Origin of the sequence: Pseudomonas mucidolens, from assembly GCF_900106045.1 — a bacterium.
Classification (GTDB): domain Bacteria; phylum Pseudomonadota; class Gammaproteobacteria; order Pseudomonadales; family Pseudomonadaceae; genus Aquipseudomonas; species Aquipseudomonas mucidolens.
On record NZ_LT629802.1, the window covers coordinates 295,541 to 313,312 of the forward strand.

Annotated in this window: 13 protein-coding genes and 1 pseudogene; 11 read left to right on the plus strand and 3 right to left on the minus strand. The window is 60.3% G+C overall.

The genetic code is table 11. The features are described from left to right. The first annotated feature begins 11 nt into the window (after window positions 1-11). The 4 genes and pseudogenes from BLU75_RS01450 to BLU75_RS01465 all read left to right on the plus strand — a co-directional run bounded on the left by BLU75_RS01450 (window position 12) and on the right by BLU75_RS01465 (window position 5,232). A complete protein-coding gene (locus BLU75_RS01450; RefSeq protein ID WP_084376164.1) occupies window positions 12-314 on the plus strand; it encodes a hypothetical protein in 303 nt (100 codons plus the stop codon). A 230-nt stretch (window positions 315-544) separates the two neighbouring features. After that, window positions 545-1,525 carry a CobW family GTP-binding protein gene (locus tag BLU75_RS01455; RefSeq protein ID WP_084376163.1) on the plus strand — a complete coding sequence of 327 codons (981 nt, stop codon included), beginning with the start codon at window positions 545-547 and terminating at the stop codon, window positions 1,523-1,525. Continuing rightward, on the plus strand, window positions 1,522-2,694 hold the full coding sequence (locus tag BLU75_RS01460; protein ID WP_084376162.1) for an ABC transporter substrate-binding protein: 1,173 nt from the start codon (window positions 1,522-1,524) through the stop codon (window positions 2,692-2,694). Before BLU75_RS01455 ends, BLU75_RS01460 begins: the two co-directional genes overlap by 4 nt. Window positions 2,695-2,912: 218 nt before the next feature. After that, a pseudogene (locus BLU75_RS01465) lies at window positions 2,913-5,232 on the plus strand (putative bifunctional diguanylate cyclase/phosphodiesterase). A 52-nt stretch (window positions 5,233-5,284) separates the two neighbouring features. On the opposite strand, the gene BLU75_RS01470 reads toward BLU75_RS01465, so the two are convergent. Then, window positions 5,285-7,696, minus strand: a complete 2,412-nt coding sequence (locus tag BLU75_RS01470; protein WP_090221353.1) for a glucose/quinate/shikimate family membrane-bound PQQ-dependent dehydrogenase — start codon at window positions 7,694-7,696, stop codon at window positions 5,285-5,287. A 437-nt stretch (window positions 7,697-8,133) separates the two neighbouring features. Here BLU75_RS01470 and BLU75_RS01475 point away from each other — a divergent pair, with 437 nt between their 5' ends. Next, window positions 8,134-8,379 carry a VF530 family protein gene (locus BLU75_RS01475; protein ID WP_084376161.1) on the plus strand — a complete coding sequence of 82 codons (246 nt, stop codon included), beginning with the start codon at window positions 8,134-8,136 and terminating at the stop codon, window positions 8,377-8,379. Between the two features lie 4 nt (window positions 8,380-8,383). Beyond that, window positions 8,384-9,004, plus strand: coding sequence for a Pr6Pr family membrane protein (locus tag BLU75_RS01480; RefSeq protein ID WP_084376160.1), 621 nt, complete (start codon window positions 8,384-8,386; stop codon window positions 9,002-9,004). A 703-nt stretch (window positions 9,005-9,707) separates the two neighbouring features. On the opposite strand, the gene BLU75_RS01485 is transcribed toward BLU75_RS01480, so the two are convergent. Continuing rightward, window positions 9,708-10,475, minus strand: a complete 768-nt coding sequence (locus BLU75_RS01485) for a siderophore-interacting protein (protein ID WP_084376159.1) — start codon at window positions 10,473-10,475, stop codon at window positions 9,708-9,710. 555 nt (window positions 10,476-11,030) lie between these two features. Here BLU75_RS01485 and BLU75_RS01490 point away from each other — a divergent pair. The 5 genes from BLU75_RS01490 to BLU75_RS01510 all read left to right on the plus strand — a co-directional run bounded on the left by BLU75_RS01490 (window position 11,031) and on the right by BLU75_RS01510 (window position 16,724). Further along, the gene (locus BLU75_RS01490; RefSeq protein WP_084376158.1) at window positions 11,031-11,537 is read left to right on the plus strand and encodes a CS1 type fimbrial major subunit; all 507 of its coding nucleotides are present in this window, start codon (window positions 11,031-11,033) and stop codon (window positions 11,535-11,537) included. Between the two features lie 122 nt (window positions 11,538-11,659). Further along, window positions 11,660-14,179 carry a TcfC E-set like domain-containing protein gene (locus BLU75_RS01495; RefSeq protein WP_084376157.1) on the plus strand — a complete coding sequence of 840 codons (2,520 nt, stop codon included), beginning with the start codon at window positions 11,660-11,662 and terminating at the stop codon, window positions 14,177-14,179. A gap of 49 nt (window positions 14,180-14,228) precedes the next feature. After that, the gene (locus tag BLU75_RS01500; protein WP_084376156.1) at window positions 14,229-14,987 is read left to right on the plus strand and encodes a pilus assembly protein; all 759 of its coding nucleotides are present in this window, start codon (window positions 14,229-14,231) and stop codon (window positions 14,985-14,987) included. Window positions 14,988-14,992: 5 nt separating this feature from the next. Beyond that, the gene (locus tag BLU75_RS01505; protein WP_084376155.1) at window positions 14,993-15,475 is read left to right on the plus strand and encodes a CS1 type fimbrial major subunit; all 483 of its coding nucleotides are present in this window, start codon (window positions 14,993-14,995) and stop codon (window positions 15,473-15,475) included. Window positions 15,476-15,488: 13 nt separating this feature from the next. Beyond that, window positions 15,489-16,724: a hypothetical protein gene (locus BLU75_RS01510; protein WP_084376507.1), complete on the plus strand. Its 1,236-nt coding sequence runs from the start codon at window positions 15,489-15,491 to the stop codon at window positions 16,722-16,724. A 239-nt stretch (window positions 16,725-16,963) separates the two neighbouring features. On the opposite strand, the gene BLU75_RS01515 is transcribed toward BLU75_RS01510, so the two are convergent. Continuing rightward, on the minus strand, window positions 16,964-17,422 hold the full coding sequence (locus tag BLU75_RS01515) for an REP-associated tyrosine transposase (RefSeq protein ID WP_084381826.1): 459 nt from the start codon (window positions 17,420-17,422) through the stop codon (window positions 16,964-16,966). Window positions 17,423-17,772: the final 350 nt, after the last annotated feature.

Consider the following 17,772-nt stretch of genomic DNA (forward strand, 5'->3'; position numbering starts at 1 on the left):
GAGGACTAAGCATGTGTGGACTCTGTGGACTGCTGGGCGAAGACTTGCACTGGAGCGATCCTCTCGGCGATGAACTGCCCCGGCGCCGCGAGCGCCTGCGCCGGATCGCCGCGATCAATCAGGTGCTCGCGGTGTTCCGGCTCAAGGTCGAAGACTTCCAGGGCGCGTCCTATCTGCTGCTCGGCGCCACCGGCAAACAGGCATTGGCCAGCGGGCTGGATCAACTTTGGCAGGCTGCCGAAGACATGCTCGGGCGGCCGTTGGACCCCCTCGATCCCAAATTGCTCGACCACTTGGAATACAACCCACTGTAGGAGCGGGCTTGCCCGCGAAAACCGTCAACGATAGCGCGTACTGTCTGGATTAATGTGGCGTTCTCAGGTTTTTCGCGAGCAAGCTCGCTCCTACAGAATACAACCCACTGTAGGAGCGGGCTTGCCCGCGAAAACCGTCAACGATAACGCGTGCTACCTGGATTAGTGTGGCGCTCTCAGGTTTTTCGCGAGCAAGCTCGCTCCTACAGGAGCGGGTGGAGGTAGAAGAAATGAGCATCGCTCTCAACGTCATCACCGGTTTCCTCGGCAGCGGCAAGACCACCTTGCTCAAGCGCCTGCTGCACGGCGAAAGCCTCGGCGACACGGCGCTGCTGATCAATGAGTTCGGCGATGTCGGCATCGATCATCTGTTGATGGAAGAGGTGGCGCCGGACACGGTATTACTGCCCAGCGGTTGCATCTGCTGTTCGATTCGCGGCGAGTTGAAAGACGCCTTGCTCGGACTGTTGCAGCGCCGTGAGCGCGGTGAGATTCCGGCTTTCAAACGGGTGATCCTGGAAACCACCGGCCTGGCCGACCCGGCGCCGATCCTCGCCACCCTGAACAACGACGTGCAATTGCGTGGGCGTTTTCACATCGGTCTGGTGATCACGCTGGTGGACGCCAGTCACGCGGCCTTGCAGGAACGCCTGCACCCGGAATGGCTGGCGCAGGTGGCGGCGGCGGATCGCTTGCTGTTGAGCAAGACCGACCTGGTGGAGAACTGCGACGCCTTGCGCGAGCACTTGCAGGCGCTGAATGCCGGTACGCCGATCCTCGATACCGAGGACATCGACAGCGGCGAGCAGTTGCTGTTGGGCGAGGGCTTGCGCAGCGCGACACCGACTGCGGAAGTCACGCGCTGGAAGCTGCACCAGGCAGAATCGACGCCGTCCACCCACGGCGCGGCGCAGGTCTGTTGCCTGAGCTTCGATCAGCCCCTGGATTGGGTCGGTTTCGGGGTCTGGCTATCGATGCTGTTAAGATGCCACGGCGAACGCATTCTTCGCGTCAAAGGACTGCTCAACGTGAACGCAAGCTCGGCCCCAATCGCCATTCATGGCGTGCAGCATTGCCTGCATGCCCCCGTCCATTTGCCCGCCTGGCCGGGCACGGAGCGGCAATCGCGGCTGGTATTTATCCTGCGTGGTCTCGACCCGGAGTTGCTGCGTCGTTCCTTTGAAGTCTTCTCACGGCGGTTCGCGGCATGATCACCTTGCGTGTACTGGGCACTTCAGTGACCTTGCTGGAAACCTTGCGCCTGCGCGCCGAACAAGAACTGGGCATCCGCCTGGTGTATCAGGTTCACGATGTCGAGCAGGCGCAGCGCATTGCGGTGATGCAGCCCGACAGCTACGACCTTTACGATCAGTGGTTTCACAACGTCGATTTTGTCTGGCCGGCGCGGGCGATCCAGCCGATCGACACCCGGCGGATTGCCCTGTGGCATGAAATCAACGACCTGCCCAAGCGCGGGCGTTTGTCCCCCAAGGATCGCCTGGGCAGCGGCAGTGTGCCCAGCGAGCGTTTGTTCGTGCAGCACGATGGCAGCCTCGGCAGCACCGTCACCGAGCGCATCAGCATGTTGCCCCTGACCCACAATGCCGACAGTTTCGCTTACCGTCCCGAGCGGTTGCCGGCAGGTTTCTCCCGCGCCAATGAAAGCTGGGGCTGGCTGTTGGACCCGGCCTGGAGCGCCCGCACCGCCTTGCAAAGTGACGCGGCGATTGGCGCACTCGACGCCGCGCTGGCGGTGCAGGGCGCCGGACTGGCGCGCTTCAGTGACATCGGCAATATGAGCATCGAGGAGATCGATGTGCTGGCCGATATCCTCGTGCGTAAACAGAAGGAAGGTCACTTCGCCGCGTTCTGGTCCGATGATGAAGAAGCGGCGCAATTGATGCTCAGCCCCAGCATCGATATCCAGAGTCTGTGGTCGCCGACCTTGATGTGGCTGCATCGCGCCGGGGTCAAATACCGTCTGGCGGTCCCCCGCGAAGGTTATCGCGCCTGGTTTGGCGGGCTGTCCCTATCGCGCCACGCCACGGGCCCGGTGCTGGATGCCGCCTATGCCTACCTCAACTGGTGGCTGTCCGGCTGGCCCGGAGCGATGATGGCTCGCCAGGGTTACTACATCGGTAATCCGGCCCGCAGCCGCGACTACTTGAGCAGTGCCGAATGGGATTACTGGTACGCCGGTCTGCCCGCCCGTGAAGTGTTGCCGGGCAGCGATGGCTTGCCGTTGATCGAGGTTGGAGAGGTACGCGATGGCGGCTCCTACGAGCAACGCATGGGGCATGTTGCAGTGTGGAATTCGGTGATGGATGAGCACAATTATCTGGTGCGGCGCTGGGGCGATTTCATGCGGGCCAGGTCCTGAATCCTTGTCGCGGAGACGCTCAGTTGTCGCCAATTTAATGACACCGGACGTCCGTGTTTATTAGGTTTACTTCTGCTCGTTGAGGGCTAATCTGGGTGATTCAAACGTGTTCTGGATAAAAGGACATTTATCTGACACCAGGTCGGCAGTCGCGAGGGACGCGTATGACGAAGGAGCGTGTGAGCCACAGGGGCCCCGGGCGGCCGCAAGGCACGCAGATGAGATGGGGCCACTCGTTCCAGACGCGACTTGCCGGGGTGTTGGCGTTGCTGCTGCTGGTGGTGGTCGGTGCGGTGTATTTTGCCGTGAAAGGGGCGACCACCCGCGCCGTGGAAAACCAGGCCAAGGTGCAGTTGGAAACCGGCAGCCGGGTATTCGAGCGCTTGCTCGATCTGCGCGGGCGCCGTCTGCAATACGGACTGGATTGGTTGACCGTGGACCTGCCCTTTCGCCAGGCCGTTGCCGCCGGTCGCATCCCAGAGATTCAGGCGGCGCTGCAGCGCCATGGCACGGGCATCCGCGCCAGCGAGGTGTTTGTGCTGGGCCTGGACGGGCAGGTGATCGTCAGCACCCTGAAAGGTGTGCCTGCGGGCCAGGCCTTTCCCTATGCCGATGCGCTGCGGCATGCCAGGCGCAACGCCATGCAAATGCTGATCGTCGCCCTCGCGGGAGAACCTTACCTGCTGGTCCAGAAAGAGGTTCTCGATCCTCTGCTGGTCGCGCGGGTCGTCATGGGTTTTTCCATGGATGAAACCTTTGCCGGGGAATTGCGCGCGCTGAGCAACCTGGAAGTGTCGTTCATGACGGTGGACGACGCCGTCCCCGGCACGTTGTTCAGCACTCAGCCGATGACCGATCGTCCGGCGATCATCCGCGCTCTGCAAGACACCCGCACCCAGATGATCGAGTTCCACGGCCAGCGTTTTCTCAGTCAGGCCATGTCGCTGGACAATAGCGGGGAGGGCGGACAGGTCATGGCATTGTTGCAAAGTCCTCTGGACCACGCATTGCAGTCCTTCGCGCCGCTTGACCAGCAATTTCTCGGTATTGCCCTGGCGGCATTGATCGTGTCGCTGCTGGGCGCTCTGCTGATGGCGCGACGGGTCTCGCGCCCGCTGGATGCATTGGTGCAGGCCGCCGAGCGCATCGGCGCCGGTGATTACCGCACCCCGGTGCAGGTGCGCGGCAACGATGAGTTCAGCCTGCTGGCCCGTGCCTTTTACATTGCCGTGCGTGAACGGCAACTTGCCCATAACGCCCTGCATGATGCGCTGACCGGCCTGCCCAACCGCGCATTGGCGATGGAGCGCCTGGGCAGCGCCATCAGCGCCCGGCGGCCGGTAGTATTGCTGTACGTGGGGATTGAAAACTACCGGGCCATCAACGAGGGTTTTGGTCCCCAGGGGGGTGGAGCAAATGCTCCGCGAAGCCAGCCGTTGCTTGCTGTCGAGCCTGTCGGCCGGTGATACGGCGGCGCGCATCACCGGCAGCGAGTTTCTGTTGTTGCTGGAAAACACCGCGATCGACAGTGCTGTGGCTCGTGCGGATCGCTTGTATGGCCTGCTGACGGAACCGCAGCGGGTGGGCGAGGATGAACTCAAGCATGAAGTGAGCATGGGTATCGCCGCCTATCCCGACGATGGCCTGCAGGTCGAGGAACTGATCAGTCGTGCGGCCATTGCCCGCCATGATGCGGCGGCGTTGCCCGGGTATTTGCAGATTTATCAGCAGGACCGCGACCTGGCTCACCAGCGTCAGATCAACCTGATCCGAGACCTGCGCCGCGCCGCCGTCGAGGGCGAGTTGTTCCTGTGTTACCAGCCCAAACTCGACCTCTATCATGGGCATGTGTGTCAGGCCGAAGCGTTGTTGCGTTGGCAGCATCCGACACTGGGCCTGATTTCGCCCGCTGAGTTCATTCCCCTGGCCGAACGTACCGGGAGCATGAGCAGCTTGACGCAGTGGGTGATCGAAGACGCGATCCGTCAACTCGCCGCATGGCGCGCGCAAGGCCTGGAGGTGCAGTTATCGGTGAATATCTCGGTGGATGATCTGAGCGACGAAGGGTTGGCGCTGCGCGTCACCGAGTTGCTGCAGCAGTACACGGTTTCGGCGCAACAGTTGATTTTCGAAATCACCGAAAGCGCGATCATGCACAACCCGGAACAGGCCCTGCGCATCCTTGAGCAACTGCGCGGTTGTGGCATCAGTCTGTCCGTGGATGATTTCGGCACCGGCTACTCGTCCCTGGCCCAGCTGCAACGCCTGCCGGTGCAGGAGTTGAAGATCGACCAATCTTTCGTGCGCAACCTCGATAGCACCAGCGGCGACGGGGTGATCGTGCGTTCGACCATCGAAATGAGTCACAACCTGGGGCTGAAGGTGGTGGCCGAAGGCGTGGAGTTTGAACCCAGCCTGGCGCTGCTCAAACAATGGCGCTGCGATACGGCCCAGGGCTATCTGATCAGCCGGCCGTTGAGCGCCATGGCGTTCGAGAGGTGGATGCGCCGGGATCGCCCCGAACGTTCACCCGTGTAGGAGCGAGCAAAGGCTGGGCGCCCCCTCGCTCCTACCGTTGCGCCGAGAACGCTTAGTCCGGCAGTTTGAACGCCATTACATAGTCACCCTGCTTGGTACCCAGGGATCCATGACCACCCGCCATGACTAGCACGTATTGCTTGCCGTCCTTGCCGGTGTAGGTCATTGGCGTGGTTTGTGCGCCTGCTGGCAGGCGACCTTCCCACAACTGTTTGCCGTTTTTCACATCATAGGCACGCAGGTACTGGTCCAGGGTGCCGCTGAGGAACGCTACGCCACCGGCGGTGGTGAAAGGCCCACCAAGGCTTGGCACACCCATGGACAGCGGGATCGGAACCGGCGAGCTGTCACGCACGGTACCGTTTTTGTGCATCCAGATGGTCTTGTGGTTGGTCAGGTCGACTGCGGCGACGTAGCCCCAGGCCGGTGCCTGGCAAGGCAAGCCCATTGGCGACAGCATGGCTTCCAGAATCACCCCATACGGTGCGCCTTTGTTCGGCTGCACGCCTTCGGTTTCGCTGATGCGCGGACCTTGTTCGGCGATTTTTTCCGCCGGGATCATGGTCGACTTGAACGCCATGTAGCTTGGGTTGACGAAGGCAATCTGACGCACCGGGTCAACCGAAATGCCGCCCCAGTCGAACACGCCGAAGTTGCCTGGGTAGACAATCGAGCCTTGCAGCGATGGCGGCGTGAACGGGCCGTCGTAGCGCAGGGACTTGAAGTCGATCCGGCACAGCAGTTGGTCGAACGGAGTCACGCCCCACATGTCACGTTCCTTGAGGGGCGGTGGCATGAAGTTGAGGTCGGACTTCGGCTGGGTGGGCGAAGTGTGATCGCCGGCCACCGCGCCTTGTGGCGCCGGGATTTCATTGATCGGTACCACAGGCTCGCCGGTCGCACGGTCCAGCACGTAGATGCTGCCTTGCTTGGTCGACGCCATCACCGCTTGCTTCACGCCGTCGGCGGTCTTGATATCGATCAGGGTTGGCTGGCCACCCACGTCCATGTCCCACAGGTCATGGTGAGTGAACTGGTAGTGCCAGCGTACTTTCCCGGTGTCGATGTCCAGCGCGGTCAGGCCGGCTGCGTGCAGCTCCGACTCAGGCGTACGGTTGCCACCGAACTGGTCCGGGGTCTGGTTGCCCATCGGCAGGTACAGCATGCCGAGCTTTTCATCCACCGCGAACATCGACCACATATTGGGCGAATTGCGGGTGTAAGTCTCGCCTTCGGCGATCGGCGTGGTGTCGTCCGGGTTGCCGCTGTCCCAGTTCCACACCAGCTTGCCGGTGTGCACGTCGAACGCGCGGATCACACCGCTAGGTTCGTCGACGGAGACGTTGTCGGTCACGTGACCACCGATGACCACCAGGTTCTTGGTGACCGCTGGCGGCGAGGTGGAGTAGTAACCACCGGGAGCGAAAGCACCAATGTTGGCGCTCAGGTCGACCTGACCTTTGTCACCGAAGTCCTCGCACATCTTGCCGGTGTCGGCGTTCAGCGCGATCAGGCGGGTGTCGGCGGTCGGCAGGAAGATCCGGCGCGGGCAGACGTTGGTCGCGGGGGCGGCAGCGTCAGTGACCGGGCTCTGCTCAGTGGCCGCATAGGCTGCGTCATCATGATACGTCACGCCACGGCACGTCATGTGCGCCCAACCCTTGAAGTTCTCGGCTTTTTGCGTCGAGAGCTTCGGATCGAAACGCCAGATTTCCTTGCCGGTGTCCGGATCAAGCGCGATCACCTGGCTGTGCGGTGTGCACACGTAAAGCATGCCGTTGACTTTCAGCGGGGTGTTTTCCGCGGTGGTTTCACCGGGATCGCCAGGACCAGGAATGTCGCCGGTGCGATAGGTCCACGCCGGCTCGAGCGTGTGGGCGTTTTCCGGGGTGATCTGCGCCAGGGGCGAGTAACGGTCACCGAACGCCGAACGGCCGTAGGAGTTCCAGTCGCCATCGGGTTGGGCCGGGGCGGTATTGGTCATGCCCGGCACCGCATCGCGATCCAGTTGACCCTTGATTTCACCGGGGTTGGTGAACTGGCTGGCGACGGCGGTTGCACCGGCCAACACCACGGCAATGCTCAGTGCGCCCGTGCCCAGCGGCGCGGGTTGACCACGCAGCAACGGACGCCGGAACCACGGCAGCAGCATGACGATGCCCAGGCCGAACAGCAGCGCCAGGCGTGGCACCAGTTGCCACCAGTCCAGGCCGACTTCCCACAGCGCCCAGGCGGTACTGGCGAACAGCACCAGTGCGTACAAGCCCAGCGCCGCGCTGCGCGTGGCCAGCAGCAGGATGCCGGTGAGGGTGATGCCAATACCGGCTAGCAGGTAGTACAGCGACCCGCCGAGCATGCTCAGCTTGATCCCCCCGGCCAACAGGGCAAGGCCCATGATCAGCAGCAAGATCCCCAGCAGCCTTGGCAGTAGGCGGCTTGGACTCGAAGCACTGTCAGTGCTCATAGTGTTGTTCTCCGTGACGTTTAAAAAATGTAGTCCGCGTTGTTCACTGTAGATGACGATACGGCGCGGGCGTTGGTTCAGCTTTAAAACTGTTGTTTTTCCGCGAAGGCGCTTCGGCTACGGGCAGCCCGAGCAATCCCCGCGCGCAGGTCTTTTCAAGACAGCGCTGTCTGTGCGGTAAGGGGAGTGCGGCAAGATCGGGCCGGCCGAGGAGTGAAACGTTTCAGGGTGTAACGACAAGGATAATGCGCCGGCTTCTCAAGAGAAAGCGTCATTCGCAAGATGGAGCGTTTCGTATTTGGTAATAGTGAACGCTACGCGGGCCTGGCGATCCTGCTAAAGCACCTGTGCGGTTATAGTAAAGGCCCTGCTTCCACCCGCCGGATCCCTCGGCTAAGGTGCGCGGCTTAATTTTTATTTTGACCAAAAGGCTTGGCATGTCCCCACAGCACCCGACTCAATCGCAGGACCCACTGCACGGCGTCACCCTGGAACAGGTGCTTACCGCCCTGGTGGCTCACTATCAATGGGAAGGGCTGGCCGAGCGTATCAATATCCGCTGTTTCTCCAGCGATCCGAGCATCAAGTCGAGCCTGTCGTTCTTGCGCAAGACGCCGTGGGCGCGGGAGAAAGTCGAGGGGCTGTACGTCAAGCTGATGCGCACCAAACGTCCTCGGGACTGACCGCATGCGAGCGTATATCGCGGGGGCCGCGCTGGCCGGTTGGGCAGGGTTGGTGATTCAGCAGTACCTGGTTTTCTATTCGCGCTGGAGCGTGGACGCCAGCCTGCTGGGCGGGTTGGTGGGTTTTTTCAGCTTCTTCACGGTGCTCACCAATACCCTGGCGGCGGTAGTACTGAGCTATGCGTGGGTGAAGCGTTCTTCCGCCGGGCGAGCGTTTTTCCAGCAGCCTGTGGTCAGCAGTGGGATTGCCGTGAGCATTGTGCTGGTGGGCGTCGCCTACAACCTGTTACTGCGGCATTTGTGGAGCCCTCAGGGGCTTCAATTCATCGCCGATGAACTGCTTCATGACGTGATGCCATTGTTGTTTTTCGGCTACTGGTGGCTGTGTGTGCCCAAGGGCACTTTGCGCGCTAAACACATCGGGCTGTGGGTGATTTATCCATTGCTGTACTTCGTCTACCTGCTGCTGCGTGGGCATGTGGTGGGGCAGTATCAATACCCGTTCCTAGATGTTGATACGTTGGGTTATCCACAGGTGTTGGTGAATGCCGGTGGAATACTGGCGGGATTCGTGGGGATTGCCTTGGCGATTGTGGGGTTGGATAGAGTGGCCAGGGCTTCGTAGGCGGATGTGTGCTGGGTGCGCCCATGCGGCAAATTGAACAGCTGTTTTGATTTGCGGTGAATGGTTTTTGGGTGCTTGGCGTGAGGGCCGCCCCTCACCCTAACCCTCTCCCGGAGGGAGAGGGGACTGATTGGGGGATATTGGCGGTTTAGGGTGACCTGGACATTCAGCTTTGAATCCACAATCAACGCAGCAAATTGAAGAGCTGTTTGGGACTGTCAGATGTTTTGGTTTTACCCCTCTCCCGGAGGGCATAGGTATCTACACAGCTTTGCCTCCACGCTTAAATCCAAGCAGGTCGGGCTGTTGTGGCGAGCGGGCTTGGCCTAATACCGTTCAGTTAAGCAAATAGCGTCCACTGTAGGAGCGAGCTTGCTCGCGAAAAACGTCAACGATAACGCGTGCATTCTGGATAAACGCGGTGCCTATGAGTTCTTCGCGAGCAAGAGCTAGGCGCCCTCCTGCTCCCACAAAAACCTTAACTGAACGGCATTAGGGCTTGTCGGAGCGCCGCATCGCCCGCGCTGGGCTGCGAAGCAGCCCCCAAAACCAGCCGCTACGGAGTATCTGATACACCGTATTCGGCTTACGGGGGCTGCTTCGCAGCCCGACGCGGGGCGAGCCCGCTCGCCACAGGGAAATTTTCAGTCTTAACTGAGCGGCGTTGTCCCTTGGGGGGCAAGACGGCCAGGCGACTGCCGCTTCACTCCGTATCACTGCCCTCGGCACGCCAGTAGCCGACGGCCTTGACGAATTCTTCATTCAACTTATGCACATCCAATAGCAGCCGTCGAACCTGGCGGGAGACTTTGGTTTCGGTCGCTACCCACGCATATAACGATCCGCTGGGTACGCGCAGGTGCTGAACGGTGGTCAACAGATCAGCCTCGCCGCGCACCACCCACTTCACCTCCAGATCCGCCGCGCTTGGCAGCGTCTGTTTCTCCGCCGCATCGGCCACTTCAATCACCGCCAGTACCTTACGTCCGGCTGGCAGTTCTTCCAGGCGTCGGGCGATGGCGGGCAGGGCGGTTTCATCGCCGATCAGCAGGTAGCTGTCGAAGATGTCCGGCACGATCATCGAGCCCCGTGGTCCGCCGATATACAGGTGCTGGCCGGGCTGGGCCTGTTCGGCCCAGGTGGCCGCAGGGCCATCACCGTGCAGCACGAAATCGATGTCCAACTCGCCGCTGTCCAGGTCGAAGCGGCGCGGCGTGTAGTCGCGCATCGGCGGCTGCGGCCCGTCACCCTTGATGCTGAATGCCGGACTCTCCAGCGCGGCCCGTTCGGCGGCGTTCTGCGGGAATAACAGCTTGATATGGTCATCGCTGCCCAGGCTGATAAAACCGGCCAGTTGCTCGCCGCCCAAGGTGATGCGGCGCATGCGTGGCGTGATGTCGACAACACGCAGTACGTCCAGGCGACGGCGTTTGATCTCGTGGGTGACGCGGTGAATGGCTGGCGTATCCATGGGGTTTCCCCTGTACAGGTGGGACGGACGGGCCGTCGACGAAGTCATTGCGCAGGCCCGCAGTGCACCTGCTTTATAACGACGTTTGACGGCCGAGATTGTGTAATTTTCTTCACCCGCGTGCCTTGCCGTTGATCGATTAACCCGCTCGGAAAACATGTTTCTGGGGGGGCTTTTAAGCGCAGGGTATAAATAGATTTAGAGTGGTTGCTCAAACTTTTGCTGATACGTTTTGTGCCTGTTAGATGTTGTTTTTTTGTAGTACCGTTCTGACAGTTCTTATTAAGTTATTTACTCTAATGGAATGTAGTCCGTGTATTACAGCTGATTTAAAAGTTTTGGCAAAATGCCATATTTTTCCGTTGGCCCCTGATTCCAAAGGGCTACACGTCAGAGCGAACTAACTTGCATACGGCTTTTTTGATTCGGTAGATCATTGTCCGGCGTTGCAGCAGTACAACTTGCTGCAACGTGTCTGGTTGTAACTCATCGGGAGTTAAGACTCTTGATTCAACTTACGACGCTCTATTCAACGTCAAAAAACAGGTATCTAACATGTTCAAAAAGTTCGCGATTGTTGCACCACTGGCTGTTATGGCGCTGAATTCCTCGATGGCATTTGCCGCCGGTGAAGCCAGCCACACCGTAAACCTCAAGGCAAATATCCCGACGCAAGTGTTCCATGTCCAGCCGCGTGACCCGAACTGGGGCCAGGATGAAACCATGAACTACAACCTGGTTTCTGGTGAATTGGCCCAATTGAGCGCGATTTACGACATGAAAAACACCAACGGTTCCATCAACGCCTACATCGAAGGCGGCCCGGCGGCGTTGTTCAATGGTGACGCGGCTCAAAACATTGCGCTGACCACCACCCTCAATGGCGTCACCCTGACCGGCACCCCGCAGGAAGTGGTTAACGAAGCCGATTCCACTCCAGGGGTTGGCGCACAGATGGTCATCGCTGCCGCCAAGCCTACTGCGACCCAGCGTGGTAGCTACACCGCGGTCCTGCCACTGGTATTCGACGCGGTCCTGCCGCCCGTACCGCTAAAGCCTTGATGGTGATCATTGCCCGTTGAACCAAGTGTTCGCGGGCAGGTGTTTACAGGTCGGCCGGATTAAATCCCAGGTCCGCCGACCTGTTTTTTGTCCCTGTCCCTTGGCATTCAGAGTATCTGTTCATGTTCCCGATGACGCCCATCGCGGCTGCGCTTGCACTGTTGATTTGCACGAGTGCCCTGGCAGCGCCGACTGCCGGTGCGCCGGGCGCCAGCAATCTGCTTGCTCAAGCCAAAGGTTTGCCCGCCGGGTTTACCGATCACTTCTTCGATGTACCGCTGGCGGTACGCGTGGATCTTGACGAACAACCCCTGGGGGAGGCGCTGATCGTCCTGTCCCGGGATGATCGCGTAACCCTGATCGAATTCACTGATACCGGCGACAGCAAAGTCCCCGCCGCCACCCGCGACACGTGGCAAGCCTTGCTGGAAAAAGGCTTGGCGCTGGGTGCCTGCACGCAGTCCTGTCCCGAAGAGCTGGTATCGGCGTTCTACAACCTGGAAAACTCCCAGCTGTCGATCATCACCCAAAACGTCGAACGCGGCGGCGATGCCCCGCGCTTTCACGAACTACCCGAAGGCGGCAGTCGCGGCCTGATTATCAACAATCAGCTCAACCTCAATGGTGGCCAGCAAGAAGACCTTGGCGGTCGTTACGGCCTGCAAGCCAGTGCCAGTCTGGGCAACTGGAGTCAGGTGTTGAATTTGCAACTGGCGCGCCAGAGTGGCGATGCAGAGCAACTGCGCCACGCGATCCACGAGCTGTATACCCAGCGTGAACTGGAAGGGCAATTTCTGCGCCTGGGCCATTTCACTCCCAACTCCGATGGCCTGACCCGTCAGCTACGCAGCTTCGGCGCCAGCCCCGATACGGCGTTGGGTGTCATGTACGGCAGTTCCGACACACTGGCGATCAACAACAGCAAGCCCAGCGTGTACCCGATTTATGTCACCGCCAACCGCCAGGCGGCGGTCGAGATCTACCGCAATGGTTTGTTGATCAACACTCAAGCGGTGGCGGCCGGCCTGCAGACCCTCGACACGCGCCCTTTGCCCGGCGGCATCTATGAAGTCGAAGTGCGTCTGGTGGAAGACGGCCAGACCGTCGCCACCACTCAGGAGTTGGTATACAAGCCCAGTAATTGGCGTAACTCCGAGGATCCATGGCGCTACAACCTGTTCGCCGGGCGTGAAACCAAACTATTCAGTAACTGGGATGACCAGGCTTCCGGGGCAATCACCGCCGGGGCTTCGTTGAACTACTTGGTGCACCCCAGGGTGATCCTCGGCCTGTCCGCGCGTCAGGTTCGCGAACAACTGCAATACGGCGGTTCGGTGGACTGGACCGTGGCGAACAACGCCAGTGTGTTTGCCAACGTCTATCAAACCAAGGAACACGGCACCGGTATGGACCTGCAAGGCTTGTACAGCTTCGGTGCCACCAACCTGGTGTTCAGCCACAACCGCAGTTGGCTCGACACTCGCGACACCTACGAAACCCTGCCCGACGGCACCCGCTTGCGGCGCAATACTTTTGTCGGCCAGAACAGCAGCACCGCACTGTCGATCAACCACCGGGTCGATGCGAAGAACTCCTGGAACACGCGGATTTTCCACAGCGAAGGCAATGTGCAAGGGGCCGGCATTGATATGAGCTGGAGCCGTCGCGACAGGTTGTTCGGCAGTGACGCCAACTGGCGTTTCTCGGTCTTTGACCGGCCCGCCACCAGCGGCACCGACAATCAGCGCAACCGTGGTATCGATGTATCCCTGAGCCTGGCACTGGGCAGCGATGGCCGGCAGATTTCCGGCAGTGTCGGCAGCCGTACTGCACGCGATGGCGGACGCGACAACAATGCCTCTGTCACTTACCGCCAGGACCTCAGTCATCACGTCCTGCAAAGCGTCTCCGCGACGGCGATTACCGACACCTACGGCGTCGGCTTGTCCGGCACCGCCAGCTTCAGTACCGACACGGTCAACGGTGACGGCTTTGTGCAGCGCAGCTCCTATAACGGCAATCTCACCGGCGGTTTGAACCTCAACAGCACCTTCGTCGCCGGTGCCGACAAAATGCTCCTCACCAGCCAATACCACGGCGATGGCGCGGGCATGATCGTTGACCTTGAAACCGACCTGGACGCCATCACCCTGCGGGCCGACGACCTCGGCGGCAGCAGCACGCTGCTGCACCCGGGCCGTAATTACCTGCCGCTGTCGGCGTACAAGAGCAGCACTGTGAGCTTCGATTTCGAGGGCAATTACCCGCCCGCAGCGAACATCCAGCCGGCCCGATCCAATTACCACCTGAACAAAGGCGGGGTGGACTACCGCAAAGTCACGGTGATGAAGACGGTCACCGTGCTCGGTCGCTTGCTCGATGAGCAGGGCGAACCGCTGCGCGGTCATCACCTCATCAACCACGCCAGCCGTGGGGTCAGCGAGGTCGACGGTTTCTTCTCGATGGAAATGAGTGCCAGTGCACCGACCCTGGAGGTGCGCTATCGCAACCAATTGCTCTGCCAGTTCCGCCTGGACACGGCCAATGTGCCCAACGAAAACGACGTGCTGATGATCGGTGATTTGCGCTGCACGCCAGACACCCTGGCCGACACCACCTCCAGTGCCGAAACCGCCGGTTGACGGCCGCAACCCAAACCCATCCCGTTTATTCCTCTGAGGCACGGTAAAAATGAAACAGGCAGTGTTATGGATCGGCTTGTCCCTCTTGTCGCTGACGGCCCAGGCCGGTCCGGCAATCAACGTCGGCGTGGTGTACGACTACCTGGAAGGTGATCGCAGCTCCTATCTGAAACGGGTTTTCAACGGCGGCACCAACACCGCGTTCGTGAAGATCAACGTACTGGAAATCCTCTACAACGCCGACGGCACTTCACGCGAAGTCGCGGTGGGTTCGCTGACTGACAAAACGGGCAGCGCCACCAGCCGTGACGGCCTGATGGCCAGTCCCGCGCGCATGATCATCCCGGCCAAGGGACGCCAGGGCACTCGCCTGTTGTACATGGGCGAGCGCGATAAGGAGCGCTACTTTCGCGTGCGCTTCATCCCGGTGGTTCCCGAAAAGGAAGATGATTTTGCCATCACCGATGAAGACCGTGCCGAATACAAAAGTGCCTTGGCGGCGGGCGTCAACGTGATGGCGGGCTACGGCACGGTGTTCTTCGTACGCCCGAAAGACACGCGCTTCGACACGCAGGTCAAGGACACGCCCACCCAGTACCAATTGCTCAACGCGGGTAACAGCGTGGTGGTACTCGATGAGTTCAGAAATTGCGCCAAGGGCAAAAAAACCGAATGCGAACCCACCACCAAGCACCACATTCTTCCGGGGCGCCAGGTGACCTTCGAGAAAAAACCAGACCGCCAATACAGCTTTCAGATGATTGAAGGCCGGGTCAAAAAACCAATGACATTCAATACCAACGGGTGATCGACATGAACAAGCCGCTGATGCTGCTCGGTGCATGGTTGGCACCGCTGCTGTTGAGCCCACAGGTCCTGGCGCTTCAGGAGCGTTACGCCTTCGACGTCTCGGTGACTATTCCAGAGATCGAGGCGTATGTGCTGCCCTCCGAGTCGGACTGGATGGGGCGCGAGCAAACACTGGCGTGGGACCTGGTGAAGTCCCGGCTCAGCCCGTTGCGCAAAGACTTCGATGTGAAAAACCTCAACGGCGGCGTTGCCGCGCGGTTGGGCGATACACCCTATCTGCTCAGCGGAGCGGACCGGATCGACTTGCAGGTGTTGTTCAACAAGGTGCCGCTGAACCTGAGCAGCACCGAGGTAATCAATGCCAACGAGGCCCGCATCGGACGCAGGGCCGAGCTGGACATCGCCGCGATAGAGCCCGAGGGCGGTTACAAGGGCGGTGACTACTACGGCACGGTCCATATTGTTTTTGACTTTCTGGCTCCTTGAAGAGGCAATGAACATGCGCGTCACCATCAAGTGTTTCAGTAAGTACTGGCTCGCGTTGGGCTGTGTGCTGTGGGCCGGCTCGGCGATGGCGCTGGTCCAGGAAGTTACGGCGGTTTTCCGGCCGGATCCGGTCAGGCCGGACCACAATCAATTCATCAACACCACGCCGGTGAGTGGGTACTGTGCGACCTGGCCCGATCAGTGCCGTGGACGCTTCAGTATTCGCTTGCCTCTCGAGATACGAGCCAACGGCCCGATGGCCGCCAACCCGAGCGACTGGCGTCAGGCGGCGTACTGGAAAGCCCCGGCTCAGTGGCGCACGTTCACGGTGGTCAACTCGCTTGGCGAAGAGGAAACCGTGGAGATGCGCATCAGCGGTATTGGCTCGACGTATCGCTTGGATCGCCCGGCTGCCGAACTTGTAGGCGGCGGAATACCGTCTGTCACCGCGCACAATAAACTATGGGGACTGAGTTGGGTGAGCGCTCCAAAACCCTGTCAATACAGCGGCGTGGGTTTCTACGGCGACGCCCACTATGGGTTTATGTGGAAAACCCCAGTGGAGGAGCGGTGTGTAAAGCTGCCTAAATACCCCATTCCCTTCATGGCCTACGATTACCTGGATATCGTTTATGAGTTACGGACCCCCAACCCTTTGCAGATGTCGGCGGGGCTCTATTCCGGGACCCTGACGTATGGCCTTGGGCCGCTTCAGGATTTCGACTTCGGTGATGTAATGCTGCCCCTTGACTCGGCCCTGAGCCTGAATTTCAGCCTGACGGTGGAGCATATCCTGCGCGTCGTGCTACCCGCCGGTGGCAACCGCGTCGAATTGCTGCCCCAGGGTGGCTGGCAAGCCTGGCTGCATCAAGGGCGACCGCCCTCCAGACTGTTTCGCGACCAGACCTTCACTTTACACGCCAGCTCACGTTTCAAGATGCAACTCGAGTGCGGCCTGGTGATTGGCAACACCTGCGGTCTGCGCAATGAAGAGGGTGATGAAGTGCCGTTGCAAGTGGGGGTCACCTTGCCCCATAGCTTGATCGACCAATACGGCCAGGCCGTCACCAAACGTCCGTTACGCCTGGACGGCAGCGGCACCGAACTGTTCCAGCCCGTGTCCTATGTGAACAACCGCCCGGCCTCCCTGCACTTTGAAGTCGAGAAGGCCCACGTCAGCCAAATGCTGAAAAACCCCGGCAGCACCTACACGGGTGTGGCGACCGTGATCTGGGATTCTGAAGTCTGAATGCCACGGGCGCGGTGAGGTTTGTCCTGCAGCTGAGATGGGGGCTTGTTCTGTGGCGAGGGGGCTTGTCCCCCGTTGGGCTGCGCAGCAGCCCCAAAAAAAGCCTCCGCGGTCCTTCAGTCCAAACTGGGGGGGCAGGTTTTGGGGCTGCTGCGCAGCCCAACGGGGGACAAGCCCCCTCGCCACAAAACAAACCCCTCTTCAGCCAGAGGGCAAGCCCCCTCGCCACTTCTCATTGATCAAAGCCAGGCGGCATCCCACAGTGGGTAGTCGCCGATGTGTTCGACCAGGCCGGCGCGTAGGGGGTTGGCGATGATATAGCGTGCGACTTTACGCAGGTCTTCATCAGTACGAATGGCGCGGTCATGGTAGCCACGTTGCCAGAAGCGTTCCTTGCTGCCACGGGCGCGGTTGATGCTTCGTGTGCTCAACGACTTGGTACGCCCCACCACCTGGGGCAAGGTGGCGTCCTTGAGCTCGAACAACCAGTGAAAGTGATCAGGCATCACGACCCATGCCAGGGAGTTGATCAGGTTCAGTTCATGAGCCTGTTTAAACTCGGCGACCAACAGCCTGCCCAGGCGGAAATCTCGGAACAAGGGCTGTCGCTCATGCACCACCGCAGTAATCAGATAAGCACGGCCGGACTCGGAATATCGCCCGCGGCGCAGCAGGTGTGACTGAGGATGATGTGCCAATCCATGGCTCCTTTTGATACGACGCACTGAACCTTTGACGCTAGCAGCGGCGCCGGGCGAAGCGTGCGGCGGATCATGTCCGTGTGTGTCGAGAAAAGCCTGAGGCAAACACCATCCTGTGGCTAGGGGGGCTTGTCCTGTGGCTGAAGAGGGTCATGTCCTGTGGCTGAAGAGGGGCATGTCCTGTGGTTGAAGAGGGGCATGTCCTGTGGTTGAAAGTGGCTTGTCCTGTGGCGAGGGGGCTTGTCCCCCGTTGGGCTGCGCAGCAGCCCCAAAAAAGCCGCCGCGGTCCTTCAGTCCAAACGTGGGACAGGTTTGGGGGCTGCTGCGCAGCCCAACGGGGGACAAGC

Bases quoted from the DNA above. Each gene is read 5' to 3' on its own strand.
- BLU75_RS01450 (WP_084376164.1), top strand. From the start codon at position 12: ATGTGTGGACTCTGTGGACTGCTGGGCGAAGACTTGCACTGGAGCGAT.
- BLU75_RS01455 (WP_084376163.1), top strand. From the start codon at position 545: ATGAGCATCGCTCTCAACGTCATCACCGGTTTCCTCGGCAGCGGCAAG.
- BLU75_RS01460 (WP_084376162.1), top strand. From the start codon at position 1,522: ATGATCACCTTGCGTGTACTGGGCACTTCAGTGACCTTGCTGGAAACC.
- BLU75_RS01470 (WP_090221353.1), bottom strand. From the start codon at position 7,696: ATGAGCACTGACAGTGCTTCGAGTCCAAGCCGCCTACTGCCAAGGCTG.
- BLU75_RS01475 (WP_084376161.1), top strand. From the start codon at position 8,134: ATGTCCCCACAGCACCCGACTCAATCGCAGGACCCACTGCACGGCGTC.
- BLU75_RS01480 (WP_084376160.1), top strand. From the start codon at position 8,384: ATGCGAGCGTATATCGCGGGGGCCGCGCTGGCCGGTTGGGCAGGGTTG.
- BLU75_RS01485 (WP_084376159.1), bottom strand. From the start codon at position 10,475: ATGGATACGCCAGCCATTCACCGCGTCACCCACGAGATCAAACGCCGT.
- BLU75_RS01490 (WP_084376158.1), top strand. From the start codon at position 11,031: ATGTTCAAAAAGTTCGCGATTGTTGCACCACTGGCTGTTATGGCGCTG.
- BLU75_RS01495 (WP_084376157.1), top strand. From the start codon at position 11,660: ATGTTCCCGATGACGCCCATCGCGGCTGCGCTTGCACTGTTGATTTGC.
- BLU75_RS01500 (WP_084376156.1), top strand. From the start codon at position 14,229: ATGAAACAGGCAGTGTTATGGATCGGCTTGTCCCTCTTGTCGCTGACG.
- BLU75_RS01505 (WP_084376155.1), top strand. From the start codon at position 14,993: ATGAACAAGCCGCTGATGCTGCTCGGTGCATGGTTGGCACCGCTGCTG.
- BLU75_RS01510 (WP_084376507.1), top strand. From the start codon at position 15,489: ATGCGCGTCACCATCAAGTGTTTCAGTAAGTACTGGCTCGCGTTGGGC.